Raw genomic sequence first — 17,162 nt, forward strand, 5'->3', positions numbered from 1 at the left:
TATAGTTTCCTAGCAATAAAAAAAGCATAAACGCCAATTTGGCGATTTATGCTTCCTGTAATGTAGCTGCACTTTCCTTCTGAATTGCTTGTTTCCCATCTTCTTCTAACCCAAGTGCTTGTGCCGTTAAAGCATCGATTTCACGAATAAGCGCAGGGTTTTCCAATAATGATACGCCATATGAAGGAATCATTTCCTTGATTTTTGACTCCCACCCATTAATATGGTGCGGGAAGCATTTCTCGATTATTTCCAGCATAATGGAAACTGCAGTAGACGCACCTGGAGAAGCACCGAGCAATGCAGCGATTGAACCGTCATCAGCAGTAACGACCTCCGTACCGAATTGAAGTGTTCCCTTACCGCCGGCCTCTGTATCCTTGATTACTTGCACTCGTTGACCCGCTACAATCACATCCCAATCCTCGCTCTTGGCCGTTGGAATGAACTCACGCAATTCCTCCAAGCGTTTTTCATTTGAGAGCATCACTTGCTGGATCAAGTATTTTGTCAACTTCATCTCTTTCGCGCCAGCCGATAGCATCGTGAAGAGATTATTCGGCTTAACCGAACCAATTAAATCAAAGTAGGAACCAGTTTTCAGGAACTTCGGTGAGAATCCAGCAAACGGTCCAAATAGGACGGATTTCTTACCATCAATATATCGTGTATCCAAATGTGGAACAGACATTGGTGGGGCACCAACCTTCGCCTTCCCATAAACTTTTGCATGATGCTGCGCTACAATTTCTGGTTTGTCGCATACCATAAATAACCCACTTACAGGGAAACCACCAATGTGTTTTGACTCAGGAATATCCGTTTTCTGAAGAAGCGGCAGGCTTCCGCCACCAGCACCAATAAATACAAAATCAGCGGTATGGTATTCCAGCTTTCCTCCGTCGATATCATGTACTTTTACTTCCCATGAACCGTCCTCAGTGCGTTTCATATCCTCTACTAGATGTCGATAATTGACCTCCACATCATGAGCTGTCAGATGATCGAACAACATACTTGTTAATGCACCAAAATTGACATCCGTTCCAGAGTCAACCTTTGTTGCGGCAATCGGCCCATTTGTTTTACGTTCTTTCATAATTAATGGCATCCACTCCATCAGCTTTTCCGGATTATCAGAAAACTCCATCCCAGCAAATAACGGATTTTTTGACAGCGCTTCGAAACGATCCTTTAAAAACGCTACATCCTTTTCTCCGTGCACCAAGCTCATATGTGGCAATGGCATAATAAAGTCCTGTGGATTTTGAATTAATTTATTGTTTACAAGATATGACCAAAACTGCTTGGAAACTTGAAACTGTTCATTGATCTTTAATGCCTTGCTTGTATCAATTGATCCATCCGGTCTTTCCGGTGTATAGTTCAGCTCACAAAGTGCCGAATGCCCTGTCCCGGCATTATTCCACCCGTTCGAACTTTCCTCTCCAGGCTTCGAAAGTTTCTCAAACACTTTGATTTCCCATTCTGGCACTAACTCTTTCAATAAGGAGCCTAATGTCGCACTCATAACCCCCGCACCAATTAAGATAACGTTTGTTTTCTTTGGCTGTCTGCTCATTTATATCTCTTCCCTATCCCATAATATTTACAGAAAAGATGCACTCACTCTCATTTAAGCGGTTACATCAAACATAATGAGTGTAGCACCTATTCTGAATCAATAATAATATTCTAATATATATTATATCATTAATATTTTCAGATTAGTATATTTAAAGGTTATTAGAGCTTTGAATTTATAGTCGAAGAGAGAACACTAGGTACCTGTTCCTAGTGTCCCATTTGACTATTAGATAGCTGTTTTCCCAACTATAATACTAGGTTATTCAATAATAGGTATTGCAGCAAAGGTTATATTCCTATTTCCAGCATTTTCGCTGTTACCTTCTCGATCCTACTGTCTATATTCACGCCAACAGACTTTGGTAGTTTCAGTTCGCTAACGATCTTTCCATCCCGCATAAACATAATACGCTCCGTCCTTGCCGCAACCTTTGCGTCATGAGTTACAAGCATAACTGCAGTACCTTCCGTGTTAATTTCGGATAAAATATCCATAATCTCCTGGGCAGACTGCGAATTGAGCGCCCCTGTTGGCTCATCCCCAAAGATAATCTTTGGACTGTTCATCAGGGCTCGACATATCCCAGCACGCTGAAGCTGCCCTCCCGAAACTTGGGTAATATTACGCTTTTCAAGCTCTGAAATGCCTACTTTTTCCATAAGAGTTCTAGCCTTCTCCGAAATTTTTAGGGCGTTCTTTCTATTATCCCTAATTGATGGAAGGATGATATTATCAAGAATGTTTAGGTTTTTTAGCATCGTCGGTTGTTGAAAAATAAATCCCATTTCAGATCGGCGTATATCTGAAAGTTGCTTTTCCCCGATTGCCGATAAATCTTTGTTGTCAAAAACTACTTTTCCACTGTTAATACCATCCATCCCACTAAGTGCAAACATTAGCGTCGATTTCCCAGAGCCAGAAGGCCCCATAACCGAAACGAACTCATCCTCGTTTATTTCTACAGACACTCCGTCGAGAATATTACGTTGCTCAATTCCCTCTCCAAACGATTTAACGATATTATCACCAATCACGATCTTATTCATATTCCTACTCCTTTATATTTTCGGATATTTTTATTTGTCCAGCTCGTGCTATGCCAATCACTGTTGCAATAAGTACCATAGAGATCATCATCAATGGACTTACCAGATATGCTGATAACGGATTTACTGCAAAATTAAATGTCGATGCCCCAAAAGAAGAAATTAGCGCGCCTGCAAATATTTCTCCGACTGTGTTTGCCAGAAGTGTGCCAAGAATAATTCCGACAATCAAAACGAAAACCGAACGGGAAACATATTGCACCTTAATATCCGAGTTTGTAAAACCGAATGCTTTCATGACGGCAATAGAATACCTGTCCTTTGCAACAAGCATTTTCATGAATAGCAGTGTAACCAGTGTCGTTATAACTAGCGCAACGGCAACTGCTGCGTAGGAAGCAATTTCGACGGAATTTATTGTCGATCCCAGGGTCTGCGAAACAAATTCATTGATGTCTGAAGTCTTCGCAAAATCAAATTCGCTTGAATACCCTAAAACTTTGCTGTCAACGAAAGATTTATCGGATAGCTCAACACAGACAATAGTCCACATGACATTCGCTGAATTATCGGTGAATACAGCCTTTGCTGTTTTACCACCATTGGTAACATCAGAATATATTCCACTTACCTTAAGCTCTTTCTCCTTCCCTTCATTTATCAGTGTAATGACATCACCGACCTTTTTGCTCATCTCATCAGCATTTATAGCCGAAAGCGCGATTTCGTCATCACGGACAGGGGCCCTACCCACAGAATACTCTATTGGAAATGCGGAGTGATCACCGAGTTCAACCTTCATGTTTTCCCCAGACTCGTTGCTTGTTTTCACTTTGAAAGTTTTTGTTGTCAGAACAGCATACTTCGAAACGTCACTGTCGCTTTCAATCGTCTGTACAATGTCATCGGTTTTTTCATGATCACTAGTCTGAATACGCAGATCGTAGCTCCCGATTCCCATATATTGAATAAAGCTTTTGGAGGAGATTGTGTTGTACAGGTTTTGCGGAACAATAATAATAAAAGCGGAAATTACCAGGACCAAGAGCATTGTCCCATAAAGTCTTTTTCTCGCCAGAACATCCTTGATTCCGAGAAAAATATTCGTGCTAAACACTCTGTTACTACTTAACGTAAAACGCTTAGCGCCAACTTTCTTTTCTTTAGAAGTACCAAAACGTATCGCTTCCGCTGCAGATATTTTCCGAAAGCGTTTTAAAACCAAGTTTACATACGCAACAATTGCAAGAAATACAAGTAATATACCAATGATTCCTAAACCGATGGCTAAGGGAGCGTTTTCGCTTTCGCCCATGTAAACCCTTATATTTTCAAGAAGCACACCTTGGAACATAAGCGAAAGAATAAACCCAAGAATACTGCCTGCTGCTGCAATAACTGCATATTTCGCAAGATAAATCTTTTTTATATCTGAAAGACGAAGCCCTATAGCTTTCATAACACCAATTTCACGATAGTCGTCCTCTATTTTCGCAAGGAGAGTAAAGCGTATACTCATAAAAGCAATAGCTATTACAAGTACACTAACAAGAAGGATAACTGCGATCATCAACCCGTCTGAAATGGCGTTCATCGTTTTGAAAAGCGTATAGGTCACCGTTGGCCCATTCGCTTCTAGTCCAGCCGAAGCGTAAGCTGTTTCGAACTCACCTATCTTAGAGTAATCCTTTAATCTAAACTCAATCAAATACTCAATATTTCCGAGGTCTTTTATTTCAACAAAATCATTGCTGCTTACAAGAAATCGCTTCGACGCGGAGAGTGACGAATTCATGGTAGAATCACGGAGAAATCCCGCAATGGTAAATTCCTTCCCGCTTATTACGGCCGTGTCACCGAGTTCTGCAGTATTGTCCTTCATATAGGCTACTGGAACATAAATTTCGCCGTCAGATATGTTGATGATGTCGCCATTAAGATCAAGGAGGTAATCGAACTTTTCGCTCTGTATGCTAAAGCCGTTATCCTGAACACTATTTGTAAGTGAATTATCGCCTAAAATAATCTGCGAGCCGTCCATGCCTAGAAACTCTACTACCTGATATTCTTCGACGTTGTTATTTTGCTCAGCAAAGGCTGTAAGTCGATGCCTATCAATTTCACCTGAATGCATTTGCATAAAATGTGGTGTTTCGGCCTTTTCCATAAGTGTATCCAGCGCTCCCGTTAGATTGATAACGAGTATTGCCGCTAGTGAAACAAGCATAGCTGCTGCAGCGACAAATATCACGGTAGTCAATGTTATCGCTTTACTCTTTAGAATATCGTTACGGATAATTCTGTTATACATAAGTCACCTCATTTTAATAATTTTTTTCCTAATTATTAATTATGGAATTATAACGGTTATTCTTCGTTTTTAAACATCTGCATAACTTCCATTAAACTTCCACTTTCAGCACCGAGAAGTCTTTCTGCATTGAAAATGAACGCTTGAATTCGCGAAGCACGCACATCCCCTATCATTTCCACCATATCATTATCAAAAATAGTGTTCAGATAGGTCACAACCATTTCCATGCACTCGTATGGATATGGTGTCTGGAATATTCCTTGGTGAATTCCTTCACGGATTAATTCCGTCATGATAGGTGTAACTCCACTAATGATGACGCATTGTATTTTCTGATGCATTAGCGCATTCTGTGGCTTGTGAATATGCTCCATTATTTCCTTGCTGCTCCCACCACTTATGTTTAGTGACATGACAACCTGAACAATGCGCTGGATTATGGGTATACGCTTGTCTGCAGCAATTTCTTGCGCTTTGTTTAGAATACTGCAATTATATCGATCTATTAACGCATCCATAATATCCTCTTTCGACTTGAAGTAATAATATAGTGTTCCTCGTGCAATTCTGACCTTATTAATAATATCTTTGGTCGTTGTACCATCAAAGCCTTTCCGAGCGAAAAGTTCATCTGCTGCATCCAGTATTTCAATCCTCCGTTCCTCGGCCTTTTTAACAACTCTCATATTCGCACCCCCATATTATCGACCGACTGCCTGTCGATAATAGAATAGCATCGTATTTGAAAGAGTAGTGTAAAGGTTTTGTAAAATCAGATTGAAATAGGACATGGCTTTATCTGTCAGCAAGCAGTGAGAGTCATGACTTATTCAGCTGCAATTCTCATCAGTACCTATGCCTTCATCTCTCCCAATCGCTCTTCGTGACTACCTTACATTACTTTAACGCTAACCTTCACTTATTAAATCTAGTTAATATTTTTATTATTTAATTCCACTTAATAAGCCATTTGAAAAAAATAATAACTTGATTAATTAAACGCTTACACATATAATAAAATCAGTTTTATAGTTTGTTTAGTCTACAAATCAATTAGTGAAGCAGAAAATCTAAAAGTTAAACGTCTACTATAATTGCATCTAGTTTATTTGTAGGTATGGGGTTAGTTGAATTGTAAGCGCTATACAATCGATGTCTTATCATTCAAAGATGGGGGGATTATTTTGGGGTAAACAAGGTAGATATTCAAGTAGATTCATCTATTAAACTATCACCAACTAGAGCATGGCGCACATATTTAGGCGGGAAATTAATCGACACGCTGCATCGGGCAGAGCAGCCAGAAGACAGTCATTTCCCAGAAGAGTGGATTATGTCAATCGTTTCCGCTCGAAATGCTGGAAGAGAGCATATTCTTAATGAAGGACTAAGTAAGATAGACAAGCTAAATCAAGATTGCTATTTAAAAGACTTGATCGAGAAAAATCCTAAAGATTTTTTAGGAAAGGAACATATAGAGAGGTATGGTAATCATACAGGGGTGCTTGTAAAAGTAATTGACTCGGCAGAACGGTTAACTGTTCAGGTACATCCGGACCGGGAAAAAGCGAAAGAATTATTTGATTCTAGCTTTGGTAAGACAGAGTGCTGGCATATAATTGGGGGCAGAGAAATTGATCGGGAAAAGCCGCATGTCTATCTTGGTTTTAAGCCGGGTGTTACGAAAGAACAGTGGATAAAGCTTTTTGAACAGCAAGATATCAACGGAATGTTGGATTGTCTCCATAAATATGAAGTAAAACAAGGAGATACGTTTTTGATTGAGGGAGGTACCCCTCATGCGATTGGGGCCGGATGCCTATTAGTGGAGATACAAGAGCCGACAGACTATACGATTCGCATCGAAAAAACCTCACCATCTGGTTTTACGATAGATGATGAGATGTGCCATCAAGGGCTTGGTTTCGAGAAGATGTTTGATTGCTTTAATTATGACGGTTATTCCCGGGAAGAAACGCTTGAGAAATGGAAGATTCCAGCTTCTTTAATAAACGAATCTGAAGACTGGAAGGAAGAAGAAATCATTGGGTATAAGGACACACATTATTTCCGTATGACACTTGTCGAAGTGGAAAATAATCTGGAAATTAAAGGGAATGGTATATTTTCTGGTTTATATATTCTATCTGGAGAAGCAGACATTATTGCAGGGAAAACCAGGCAGTCAGGCAAAACAGGGGAACAATTTTTTATTCCAGCGTCAGTAACCAGTTATACAATAAAAAATTATGGGGATAAAGCCATTCGCGCTTTAAGACTGTTTGGACCTAAAGTAAGATAAATATTGGGATGGGGAAAGGAAAGGTGAAAATTAATGCATGCGCTTGATTGGGTAGTTGTAGGGGTTTTCTTCTTAGTCATGATTGGAATAGGGATATATAGTTATACTAAAAACCATAGCTCTGATGACTTCTTTGTTGGTGGTGGAAAGGTGCCTTGGTGGCTTTCTGGAGTATCTCATCACGTATCAGGTCACAGTGGGGTAGTATTCGTGGCTTACGCAGGAATTGCTTACACTTATGGGATTACCATTTATTTCTGGTGGGCAGTTGCAATCGGGCTTGCTTTATTAGTAACGGCGAAATGGGTTGCGCCGAGATGGCCAAGACTACGTGAAAAATTAGGGATTCAATCGCCTACAGAATATATGGCGCTTCGTTTTGGACTCCCAGCACAACAAGTAACAGCATGGACTGGAGTTCTTATTAAACTTCTTGACATTGGTGCTAAGTGGGCTTCAATGGGTATTTTATTAAGCGGTTTCACCGGCTTGCCAATTTGGACGGGAATTATCTTATCTGGTGCCGTATCGCTTATTTACGTCGCCATTGGCGGACTATGGGCCGACTTGGTGACCGACTTTGTTCAATTTATCGTGCAATTAATTGCTGGTATTGTTATTTTTGTTGGGGTATTCAGCTATCTTGGTGGACCAAGCTCTTTAATTACAATGTGGGGCGACTTACCTGAAGGACATGCTAGTCCATTCAATGGCTCTTATACACCACTATGGATCTTCCTATTTATCATTGTTAAATTCTTTGATTATAGCGGAGGTAACTGGAACTTAGCAGCACGATTCATCTCGACTCCAAATGGGGACGATGCAAAAAAGGCAGCTAGGTTATCTGCAGTATTATACTTTGTATGGCCATTATTAATCTTTTTACCAATGGTTGCAGCACCGTTAATCTTCCCTGATCTAACAGACCCTGCACAACAATTGTACCCTATGCTGACTACAACATTCATGCCAGCAGGTTTAGTTGGGCTTGTATTAGCGGCTTTGTTTGCAAGTACTATGGGTATGACGGTCTCGGATATTAACGCATTGACCGCTGTTGTCCAAAGAGATATCTTACCTACAATGAACAAGAAATTTAAGGAAATTAAGAATGATACAGGGAAACAATCCTTGCTTATCGCAAGATTATTGACGATTTTATTTACGATATTAACAATTACTGTTGGATTAAACCAAGAAAGATTCGGTGGGGTTATCGGTCTGATTATCACATGGTTCTCTGCACTAGTTGGGCCAATGGCAGTACCATTAATCTTTGGTCAATTCTCTAGATTTAAGTACAGTAATGGACCAGTAGCAATCTATTCAATCCTAAGTGGGGTAATTGGCTTCGCAATTACTCAACTAACGAATATAATACCAGCTGATATTGCAACAGCCTTCCCGCTCTTAGTCACATTGATAGTCTTCTTCTTAGGCGGATATATTAATAAGAAGAGAGGACTTGAAGTATCTGCGGAAGTGGATGAATTGCTGAATTATTTAGCAACTGGTAAAAATGATACAATTAAAGAAGAGAATAAAACAGTGAATATGTAAGAGCGTTAGCTGGATCAGTAGGGAATATAAACCCCTGCTGATTCTTTTTTAGTAAAGTATGAATAATAAATAAGGAGAAATTAGAAATGAAACATGCATTAATCATTGGCGGAACAGGTATGTTATCGACAGTATCACTTTGGTTATTAGATAATGGCTATTACGTATCGATCATTGCACGAAATTCTGGACGTATGGAAAGGCTGATAGAAAAGACAAATTTTAAAGGCCATGTAACACCTATATTCGTTGATTACACCAATAGTAAGGATTTGCAGGAGAAAGTAAGGCATGCGATTAAGGAGAATGGCAGCATCGATCTTGTCGTCGCATGGATCCATTCGATTGCTGAAGATGCACTTCCAACAATAGCTGAAGTGGTTTCGAAACAAAGGAATGAATGGGACTTATTCCATGTTTTAGGAAGCAGTTCAAATTTAGAGACAATAAAGCGAAAAGCTAGTGTACCTATTAATTGTATATACCATCAGGTGCAACTAGGATTTGTTATTGAAGGTAATCACTCAAGGTGGTTAACAAATCAAGAAATCTCAAATGGTGTTATTGAAGCGATTAAAACGGGAAAGCAAGTACTTAAGGTTGGTGTAATACAACCGTGGGAAAGACGTCCTTAACAAGTGGATAATGTTTTGAGGTTAGGGAAAACTCGCTAATGCTTTAGTGCTGGATCTGGAAATGGGCTCTCCTGTCGAAGGATAGGGAATTTTTAAATATTTATTTTTTCTTATTCCATGAGAAAGAACTCTGGCTATACTTGTTAGAAATCGTTATGATAGAGTGTAGAAAACAACAGATGAAATGAGGAATTAAGATGAATGAATTTCCCCAAAAAACATGCTCCATTGAACGGCTAGTCACGATTCCAGAGGATATACAAAAAGTATTAAACGGAAAAAAATCTGCTACAAGGAGAAATGGTGTATATGCATACCCAGGTGAAATCATGGTGCTGGATGGCAAAGAGTTTTTAATTGATGCACTATATAGACAGACGCTTGGCGAATTAACTGATGAACACGCACAGCAAGAAGGTTACACAAGTCTAGAAGATTATAAACAATCGATGATGTCCATGCATGCACATGCAAAAATGCCTTGGCTTCCGCAAATGAAGGTTTGGGTACACGAATACAGCCCAGTCGATAAATGACGATTTAACAAGGAATATTATCTCTCTTCAATTAAGCTTTCCAACATACTCACTTCCTTTCTATCCTAGAGGCTTGATTAATCTCTATTTTAGAAGAAGGTGAGTTTTTTTGACGTTTCCATTTATTCCAGCCCTTTCTGCAGATGCTTGGTTTCAATATGCTGCCTCGTCCATAATTCAGTTCGTTATATTAGAAAGCGTTGATTTTATAGCGAGGATGTTAAGGACCAGCGAGAAAGCTATACCCCCTTCTAGTCCTGCATATAAGGTAAATTATTTTTATTTATCTTTAAGAGCATCGAGCACTACCCTCGTTGCCTGTTCGATCAACTTATCATCATAGGTGGCATCCTTTGTATTGCGATCAGAAAGAATTGCCAGAACAATCGGATTTCCTTTCGGCGGCCAAATGATAGCAATATCATTTCGCGTACCATATAATCCCGCTCCAGTTTTATCAGCTACTTCCCAACCTTCTGGCACTCCAGCACGAATTAATGTGTCTCCAGTAGTATTTCTCTTCATCCAATCGATTAATAGTGCACGCTTCTCTGTTGGCAGTACATCTCCAAGTGTGAATGCTTGAAGGCTAATGGCAAGTGCTCTTGGTGTACTAGTATCATGAGTCTCTCCTGGGTTAACCTCATTCAACTCGGGTTCAATTCGTTCAGGATTGGTAACATTATCACCAATTTCACGCAGTGCTTTTTTAAACCCACTAGGACCACCCACTTGTTGTAGGATAAGATTGCCAGCGGTATTGTCACTGTATCGTAGTGAAGCATCGGCAAGTTCCTTAAGGGTCATTCCTGTATCAACATGCTTCTCAGTTATTGGATTATAATTAACAAGATCATCATGTGTATAGGTAATCCTTTGATTAAGGTCGCCTATCGACTTCTGCTGTAAAAGCACTCCTACAGCTAGAGCCTTATGAGTAGATGTATACGCAAATCGCTGATCTGGTCTATAGGTTACGGTTTCGTTTGTGCCAGTGTCTAATGCAAAGACACCAAGTGTAGCGTCAAATTCATCCTCAAGTTTGGAAAAATCATTGTTAGTTGCAGTTTCTTGACTCTTTTGTTTAGGTTGAAAAGATTGAGCATTATCGTCTGAACATCCTACAAGCGTCACAAATGAGAGAAGCAGCAGGGGCGCAATGTTTTTGAATGTTAACGTACGAAGAATTTTGTTCGATAGTTTCATTGGAATCTAACCTCTTTCTAAAAATAGTGTTTATTACTATTAGGCAGACCAGGTATTATTGAATGTATACTCGTTTTAATTCCATTTTCAGCTACATTGATTTCCTGATTTCTATCAAAAAAATTCACTTTCTCGCCTTTTTTCTCCAAGTATGCCTCCTATTTATTATCCTAAAACCATACCTTATCAGATTAATGTAAAGATAGTTTATTGATAAGATTACTATTCTATTAAAAGTATTACTGTTATTATCATATCCTTAGAATAGTCATGGAAGGGCTCGCTTAAACATTAAGCTATAGCGTGCTAACTGAATAGTAATGCAATTCTTTTGAATCAGCCCATTCGCTAGGACGGGATTGCAGTTTTATCTTTCCGAAGAATCAGCTAGTGGGGCAAAAAAAGATTTAAATACGGCCCTGAAAAAAAGAGCCGCCGTTAGTTATTGCATTAATTTTACTAGGAACGCCCAGTTAACCCAAGGACAGGCCCATCTTCTTCACCTTTTAAACGAGCAATTAAATTGGACCGATTGTCATCGTATTCAACTAGTTCGGTCTCTATGCCATGTTCATCAAAAAGGCTATTTTACTTTTTAGCGACCTCTGTTTCATTTCCAGGAGGATTGACGCTTTTGATTTGAATGATTTCTTTTAAAAATGATTTGGCTTGTTCCTGATCCATATGATCACCTGATCACCTCTAAATTCCTTTACCCCTCTTTTCCCCATATTAATCGTATGACCAATGTTTGGATAAATACTGCAGGGGAATTATAAGGAATTATAATAAATAAAAAAGGATGAAAGACGATGATGACATGGGAAGTGCTTAATATTATAGGCACCCTTGCCTTTGCAATTAGTGGTGCTATTATTGCGATGGAAGAGGATTATGACATATTAGGTGTCCAAGTGTTAGGATTCACTACTGCATTCGGGGGCAGTACGATTCGTAATTTGTTAATTGGCATACCAATTGAAACCATTTGGACGCAAGGGGATTTATTTATGGCAGTTTTCCTGACAAATATCTTTGTATTTCTAATACCAAATCGGTGGCTGCAATATTGGAATAAGTGGGGCATTCTTTTTGACGCAATGGGTTTGGCATCATTTGCGATACAAGGAGCTCTTAGTGCTGTTCACGCCGGCGCAACGTTAAGCGCGGTGCTTGTTGCAGCGACATTGACTGGCACAGGCGGAGGAATGATTCGGGATGTTCTTGCAGGGAGAAGACCGATGATTCTCCACAAGGATATTTATGCAATTTGGGCAACACTAGGCGGATTATTCATTGGTCTCGGTTTCATCCAGGGACCTTGGACGACAGGTGCTCTCTTTGTTGCAATTGTTACATTGAGGATGTTATCGGAGCATTACAAATGGGAGTTACCTCAGCGTTCAATCTCTTAATTGGCATGTTTACTAAAATCTATTCTATATGCTTCTTTCATACATTCTATTTCATTATCACCAACTAACGAGCTGATCGGATCGTTGGACTTTAAACTCCCTATAATTAATAGTTTATTATTCTTCTAAAATTCTTTTACAAACATAAAATAAAACAACTATTAATTTCCGGAGGATTATTATGAGCCTGCTCGTTCTAACTAACATTCTGATTTCTTCTTTTTGTACAAGCATAGGTGCTATGGTTGTGCTAATGATTAAAGATGTTTCCCATAAAGGAAGGGATATATTATTGGCCTATACTGCAGGCATTATGGTCTCAGCCTCAGCATATGGGTTAATTCCTTCCGCCATTAAACTCTCTAATATTACAGTCTTAGTTATCGGTATTTTAATAGGTACTTTGGTACTCACCATTTTAGAAAGCCTTTTACCTCATACTGATTTACACCATTCCGAGAATAATTTACCCAAACCGAACATAATGTTATTTTTGATAGCCATGTCGATACATAATATACCGGAGGGATTATCTGTCGGCACTAGTAATATTAGTTCTTCACAAGAATTGGGAGCAGTGGTTACCTTTGCTATTGGTTTGCAAAATATCCCTGAGGGTTTTTTAGTCTCCTTATTTTTATTCACTCAGGGGATGAATCAATTTAAGGCAATTTTGCTTTCCACTATGACTGGGATAATTGAATTTTTTTCAGGAATCATTGGTATATTATTTGGTCAATTATTTGAAGGCGTTGTTCCATATGCTCTTGCTTTTGCAGCGGGATCTATGCTTTTCGTTGTTTATAAAGAGTTAATTCCTGAAAGTCACGGGGATGGTAACGAAAGGGCATCTACTTTTGCTTTTATTATTGGATTTATTACCATGGTTTGGCTAACAAATTGGTTTAGGTAACGGTTGAAACTTTGAGAACTTTTATTATCCCCCATTGAAAACAACTCGACAGGGCGTTGAAAACTGCAAAAATAGATATTAATTTTTTGGTTAAACTATCAGAATCTAGCCTTATCGCTTAGGAGTGATAATATGTTTCTGACAGGGAACATTATTTCTGGAGAGTTTGATAAACAATTGAACGAATTTTCCTTACAGAAAGTCAAACATTTCACTACAGAATCAAGTATTAAAGAAAGCCAGTTAAAAAGCCTCTATAATTATTTGATAAATCATCGAGAAGAAACAGATGGTCAAATTATTACTTTATATGATCAAATGCCTATACGGTTAAGCCAAGAGGAAATTAACCTCTTTATTAGTGATCTAGAAAAAGTTCAGACCATGTACACGCAAGGTGATCAAAGCATTTGATCACCTTTTTCTTTTGAGGAAATCAAGTAAAGAATTTGGAAATTTATGTTAATATTGATGTGTAGAGCTATTGAGCCAACACTGCAGATTGATGCAATCAATCAAGTAAACTTAAGGCCTTACATACAAAACTTGGAACTTTAATTGGTTCTTCAATAATGAAAGGAATGGTTTGACGAATGAAAAAGCTTAAGATTAACCAGATTATTTATTTTATTGTTGCTCTATTTATCCTAGTAGGATGTGCTGACAACACAAACGAAGAGTCTACCACTGATTCTTCGGAAAACAGTTCCGTAATAAAATCAACAGAAGAGAAACCAACCGAAACAGATGAGAGTAAAACAACAAGTGAGTTAGAGGAATCAGGCACTGATGATGCAAATGATGTCTCTTCAGAAGTACCTGCTAATGATGACACGGATAATACCACATCAGAAAATAGTGACTCAGCTGTAGAAGTTAAGGAAGACAATGAAGCACTATCTCCGTATTCTAATGAACAAATTGAATACGCGAGAGTTTGGTTGCAACTTGGACCAAATCAAGATATAGATGGATTATACGCGCAACATCTTCCTGCCGGCACACCACTTGATCCTGATGATGAGACAAGTGTCGCTTATCCAGAAGATGTTATCCAGTTAACAGGCGGTCGATTGGTAGATGGGATAGTAACTTATAGTGGTAATGGGGACGGCACAATCAATGTATACAATGTTCCCAGCCGTTGGTATGGTGGCGTTGCCCCTCCTGAGAATTTGGATAAAGACAAAATCCAAGACCAAATGAATGACATTATTGAGAATACAAAGCTAGTATACGTTGACCCAGGTGACAATGAAGAAATCATAAAATTAATCGAAGTGCTAAATATTCATTAAGCTTTAGCATTAATCGATTGTCAAAGGGGTGGTCCTATGAAGAACAAAATAGAAAATCGATTTAAATATTTATATCAAGGCGAAAGATTTTCAATAATTTTATTTATACCACTCAGTTTCATAATTCATTACGCATTCCCTAACCTGCAATTATATTCACTGCTTTCCTTTTGGATTTCCTTTTTCTTATTAGAGCTAATACTCATTCAAGGAGCTTATTATTGGTATTCCAAGTGGTGGCGTCTAACTACTGAGAATAAATCAACAACTCCAATTAGGACTGTTAGACTGCTGAAAAAAACGAAAATAATAACTATTGGTATGATTATTTTATCTATTATTGTATTTTTTATTGACGTATATATTCACTATCCATTTCTGCCGATTGGAGGATTCTTGGTTAGTGGTTTTATATTCATTTTCGCTATTCTAGAGTTTATTAATTACTTCTACATTCAATTGTCCTATGATAATCCTTCTGATATTAGATTTTTATTAAAAACAAAGAAATTTAAACGCTCTTGTTTAAGGAAGGATTTTAAGCGTATTGCATAATTAGAAGTATTATATTTAATTACTTACCGGTGCTTTTCTTATTTTACGAACGGATGATGCAGTAAAATAAACTAATCTAAGATAGTCGAATCCTTAGCATACTGGGATTTGACTTTTTAGGTTGAAATCAATTAGTTTTCAAAATCCCCTAAATGTTGGCGATGCCCTACATGCAATATATCAAATAGAATAGATCGTCGAAAAGTGAAGACATAAGCTCCATAAATTTCAGCATAGCGCCTCTCACTCACAGTCATCATCCTTACGTACGTCCGAATGCGGGTCATCCTGCTGGAACTCACTGCGCTTTCCATAGCGGATCAAATCATAAACTATCCTACCATTGCTAGGCTGCCCATCCGGGTAGTACATAGGAATAGCATCAAACATAAGAAAGTAAAAGGCGTAAAAGACAAACTGGTTCCAGAACGTCTGATTTTGCAGTATGCCATTTGCCAACAAAGCATTGATGGTCAATGCAACTGCTAAATTGGTCAGCATGGGTGCACTCTAAACAAATACATTCGTCCACCTAGTATTTAATTTAAGCGAATCGTAGTGAGACCAGCAGTACATAAAATAATATTTCCGAACATCAAATATTAGGAATTTTATAATGCTTGGTCCTGATCCAATCGTAATAGTCATACCCTTCCCGCCTAGTAATTTCCCTGCAATAATATACCCCAATTCCCTGATAAGTGATACGGCAGGCAGAATGATGAGCACGGATAAAGTTAGCCTTAGGAAGTCACTGAGGCCAAACATTCTAACCCACCTTCCTTAAAGTTAAATCAATCTGCAGGTGCTATATGTGCTTTTCTCCGACACTCTCATATGATTCATTTGCCCGTTTTCCGGGTAGTAGAGTAGTATGCTGTGGTTAGGTACCTTTTACTTCCTATAAAACCTTTCCCATTCTTTAATTTTCACATTAATATCATTTTTTTTTGAAAATAAGGCATGCTATTAATGAATCAAAGCGAAAAGAAAGAAACCGTAATCGTTATTTTCAAAACCTATGCACGAAGGGAGATTTTCTTGTGAAATTGTATCAAATACGAAGAGGACAATTTGTGTATTACAATAATGCATTACACAAGGTTTATGGGATAAAAGCAATGTATAAACAATCCGTTCATCTTATAAGGCTGAGAGATTTAACACAGCATTTGACCAAAGCAGTACATGTGGAGAGATATAAACCAAAGGAACTTGATAGCTTTAATTTCAATCAAAAAGCATATACGCTAAGAAATCAAAAAGCGGAAGAAGGAGACTATATTTTAATTCATAATCCAAGGCCCGATTCCTTGGATACATATTCGCTAAATGAAATTGAAATGGTTGAAACCGCTGATAATAAAGGAATCATCACAAGTAATTCTCACGGTGTCAAGCACAACGAGTACCTTTTAATGGAACCGGGGCGTGATAAGAACGGCCACCCAATTGATTTTAAAGACATCGAAACTGCTGATTCTGCAAACCTGCAGGACATGGAATCTCAGGAATTAAGTAACCTAACCAGTGAATTATTACCATCTATTGGCGACATCTATAAGCGGGTGGACAATACGGAACTATATGAAGCGATGGTAGTTGCAGTTACGGACGATTTAGTTTATCTGGGCAATGGTACAGTTGTATCACCATTGGAGCTATTGAACGCCGATGAATGGGAATATCTTTATAATCTTCAAGACGATGATACGTAATTATTTTATCTATAAATCAACCCTATTTTTACTAACTAGAAAGCTTGGTTTCCACCCATCAACGCTTTTACTT

The 17,162-nt window shown here is 38.4% G+C and carries 16 protein-coding genes; 10 read left to right on the forward strand and 6 right to left on the reverse strand.

Translation table 11 applies throughout. The annotated features are described in order from the left end of the window. Positions 1 to 46: 46 nt before the first annotated feature. The 4 genes from CWR45_RS13675 to CWR45_RS13690 all read right to left on the reverse strand — a co-directional run bounded on the left by CWR45_RS13675 (position 47) and on the right by CWR45_RS13690 (position 5,634). Complete coding sequence (locus tag CWR45_RS13675) at positions 47 to 1,582, reverse strand: malate:quinone oxidoreductase (protein WP_115750422.1); 1,536 nt, start codon at positions 1,580 to 1,582, stop codon at positions 47 to 49. Between the two features lie 293 nt (positions 1,583 to 1,875). Beyond that, positions 1,876 to 2,634 carry an ABC transporter ATP-binding protein gene (locus tag CWR45_RS13680; RefSeq protein ID WP_115750423.1) on the reverse strand — a complete coding sequence of 253 codons (759 nt, stop codon included), beginning with the start codon at positions 2,632 to 2,634 and terminating at the stop codon, positions 1,876 to 1,878. Between the two features lie 4 nt (positions 2,635 to 2,638). Continuing rightward, positions 2,639 to 4,945 carry an ABC transporter permease gene (locus CWR45_RS13685; RefSeq protein ID WP_115750424.1) on the reverse strand — a complete coding sequence of 769 codons (2,307 nt, stop codon included), beginning with the start codon at positions 4,943 to 4,945 and terminating at the stop codon, positions 2,639 to 2,641. 56 nt (positions 4,946 to 5,001) lie between these two features. Continuing rightward, positions 5,002 to 5,634: a TetR/AcrR family transcriptional regulator gene (locus CWR45_RS13690; RefSeq protein ID WP_115750425.1), complete on the reverse strand. Its 633-nt coding sequence runs from the start codon at positions 5,632 to 5,634 to the stop codon at positions 5,002 to 5,004. A 647-nt stretch (positions 5,635 to 6,281) separates the two neighbouring features. Between CWR45_RS13690 and CWR45_RS13695 the strand changes: the two genes are divergently transcribed. The 4 genes from CWR45_RS13695 (at position 6,282) to CWR45_RS13710 (ending at position 9,984) form a co-directional block, all read left to right on the forward strand. After that, positions 6,282 to 7,250: a type I phosphomannose isomerase catalytic subunit gene (locus tag CWR45_RS13695; protein ID WP_115750426.1), complete on the forward strand. Its 969-nt coding sequence runs from the start codon at positions 6,282 to 6,284 to the stop codon at positions 7,248 to 7,250. A 33-nt stretch (positions 7,251 to 7,283) separates the two neighbouring features. Further along, entirely contained in the window at positions 7,284 to 8,813 is a 1,530-nt protein-coding gene (locus CWR45_RS13700) for a sodium:solute symporter family protein (protein ID WP_115750427.1), read from the forward strand. A gap of 86 nt (positions 8,814 to 8,899) precedes the next feature. After that, the gene (locus CWR45_RS13705; protein ID WP_115750428.1) at positions 8,900 to 9,448 is read left to right on the forward strand and encodes a short-chain dehydrogenase; all 549 of its coding nucleotides are present in this window, start codon (positions 8,900 to 8,902) and stop codon (positions 9,446 to 9,448) included. Between the two features lie 197 nt (positions 9,449 to 9,645). After that, positions 9,646 to 9,984: an ASCH domain-containing protein gene (locus tag CWR45_RS13710; RefSeq protein ID WP_115750429.1), complete on the forward strand. Its 339-nt coding sequence runs from the start codon at positions 9,646 to 9,648 to the stop codon at positions 9,982 to 9,984. A 279-nt stretch (positions 9,985 to 10,263) separates the two neighbouring features. Here the strand turns inward: CWR45_RS13710 and bla are convergent, their stop codons facing one another. Continuing rightward, on the reverse strand, positions 10,264 to 11,190 hold the full coding sequence (gene bla, locus CWR45_RS13715; protein WP_115750430.1) for a class A beta-lactamase: 927 nt from the start codon (positions 11,188 to 11,190) through the stop codon (positions 10,264 to 10,266). Between the two features lie 17 nt (positions 11,191 to 11,207). After that, on the reverse strand, positions 11,208 to 11,339 hold the full coding sequence (locus CWR45_RS20330) for a hypothetical protein (RefSeq protein ID WP_281271857.1): 132 nt from the start codon (positions 11,337 to 11,339) through the stop codon (positions 11,208 to 11,210). A 666-nt stretch (positions 11,340 to 12,005) separates the two neighbouring features. Between CWR45_RS20330 and CWR45_RS13720 the strand changes: the two genes are divergently transcribed. From CWR45_RS13720 to CWR45_RS13755, 6 genes are all read left to right on the forward strand, one after another. Continuing rightward, a complete protein-coding gene (locus tag CWR45_RS13720; protein WP_115750636.1) occupies positions 12,006 to 12,605 on the forward strand; it encodes a trimeric intracellular cation channel family protein in 600 nt (199 codons plus the stop codon). A gap of 181 nt (positions 12,606 to 12,786) precedes the next feature. After that, on the forward strand, positions 12,787 to 13,518 hold the full coding sequence (locus tag CWR45_RS13725; RefSeq protein ID WP_115750431.1) for a ZIP family metal transporter: 732 nt from the start codon (positions 12,787 to 12,789) through the stop codon (positions 13,516 to 13,518). A gap of 132 nt (positions 13,519 to 13,650) precedes the next feature. Next, entirely contained in the window at positions 13,651 to 13,932 is a 282-nt protein-coding gene (locus CWR45_RS13730) for a hypothetical protein (protein WP_115750432.1), read from the forward strand. Between the two features lie 179 nt (positions 13,933 to 14,111). Next, positions 14,112 to 14,816 carry a hypothetical protein gene (locus CWR45_RS13735; RefSeq protein ID WP_115750433.1) on the forward strand — a complete coding sequence of 235 codons (705 nt, stop codon included), beginning with the start codon at positions 14,112 to 14,114 and terminating at the stop codon, positions 14,814 to 14,816. A gap of 36 nt (positions 14,817 to 14,852) precedes the next feature. Further along, positions 14,853 to 15,371, forward strand: coding sequence for a general stress protein (locus CWR45_RS13740; protein WP_115750434.1), 519 nt, complete (start codon positions 14,853 to 14,855; stop codon positions 15,369 to 15,371). 1,043 nt (positions 15,372 to 16,414) lie between these two features. Then, positions 16,415 to 17,089: a hypothetical protein gene (locus CWR45_RS13755; RefSeq protein WP_115750437.1), complete on the forward strand. Its 675-nt coding sequence runs from the start codon at positions 16,415 to 16,417 to the stop codon at positions 17,087 to 17,089. The last annotated feature ends 73 nt before the right edge of the window (positions 17,090 to 17,162 follow it).

The organism is Oceanobacillus chungangensis (assembly GCF_003369565.1).
GTDB lineage: Bacteria > Bacillota > Bacilli > Bacillales > Amphibacillaceae > Oceanobacillus > Oceanobacillus chungangensis.

Coding starts and splice junctions, on each gene's coding strand:
- CWR45_RS13675 (WP_115750422.1), bottom strand. CDS start 1,582: ATGAGCAGACAGCCAAAGAAAACAAACGTTATCTTAATTGGTGCGGGG.
- CWR45_RS13680 (WP_115750423.1), bottom strand. CDS start 2,634: ATGAATAAGATCGTGATTGGTGATAATATCGTTAAATCGTTTGGAGAG.
- CWR45_RS13685 (WP_115750424.1), bottom strand. CDS start 4,945: ATGTATAACAGAATTATCCGTAACGATATTCTAAAGAGTAAAGCGATA.
- CWR45_RS13690 (WP_115750425.1), bottom strand. CDS start 5,634: ATGAGAGTTGTTAAAAAGGCCGAGGAACGGAGGATTGAAATACTGGAT.
- CWR45_RS13695 (WP_115750426.1), top strand. CDS start 6,282: ATGTCAATCGTTTCCGCTCGAAATGCTGGAAGAGAGCATATTCTTAAT.
- CWR45_RS13700 (WP_115750427.1), top strand. CDS start 7,284: ATGCATGCGCTTGATTGGGTAGTTGTAGGGGTTTTCTTCTTAGTCATG.
- CWR45_RS13705 (WP_115750428.1), top strand. CDS start 8,900: ATGAAACATGCATTAATCATTGGCGGAACAGGTATGTTATCGACAGTA.
- CWR45_RS13710 (WP_115750429.1), top strand. CDS start 9,646: ATGAATGAATTTCCCCAAAAAACATGCTCCATTGAACGGCTAGTCACG.
- bla (WP_115750430.1), bottom strand. CDS start 11,190: ATGAAACTATCGAACAAAATTCTTCGTACGTTAACATTCAAAAACATT.
- CWR45_RS13720 (WP_115750636.1), top strand. CDS start 12,006: ATGACATGGGAAGTGCTTAATATTATAGGCACCCTTGCCTTTGCAATT.
- CWR45_RS13725 (WP_115750431.1), top strand. CDS start 12,787: ATGAGCCTGCTCGTTCTAACTAACATTCTGATTTCTTCTTTTTGTACA.
- CWR45_RS13730 (WP_115750432.1), top strand. CDS start 13,651: ATGTTTCTGACAGGGAACATTATTTCTGGAGAGTTTGATAAACAATTG.
- CWR45_RS13735 (WP_115750433.1), top strand. CDS start 14,112: ATGAAAAAGCTTAAGATTAACCAGATTATTTATTTTATTGTTGCTCTA.
- CWR45_RS13740 (WP_115750434.1), top strand. CDS start 14,853: ATGAAGAACAAAATAGAAAATCGATTTAAATATTTATATCAAGGCGAA.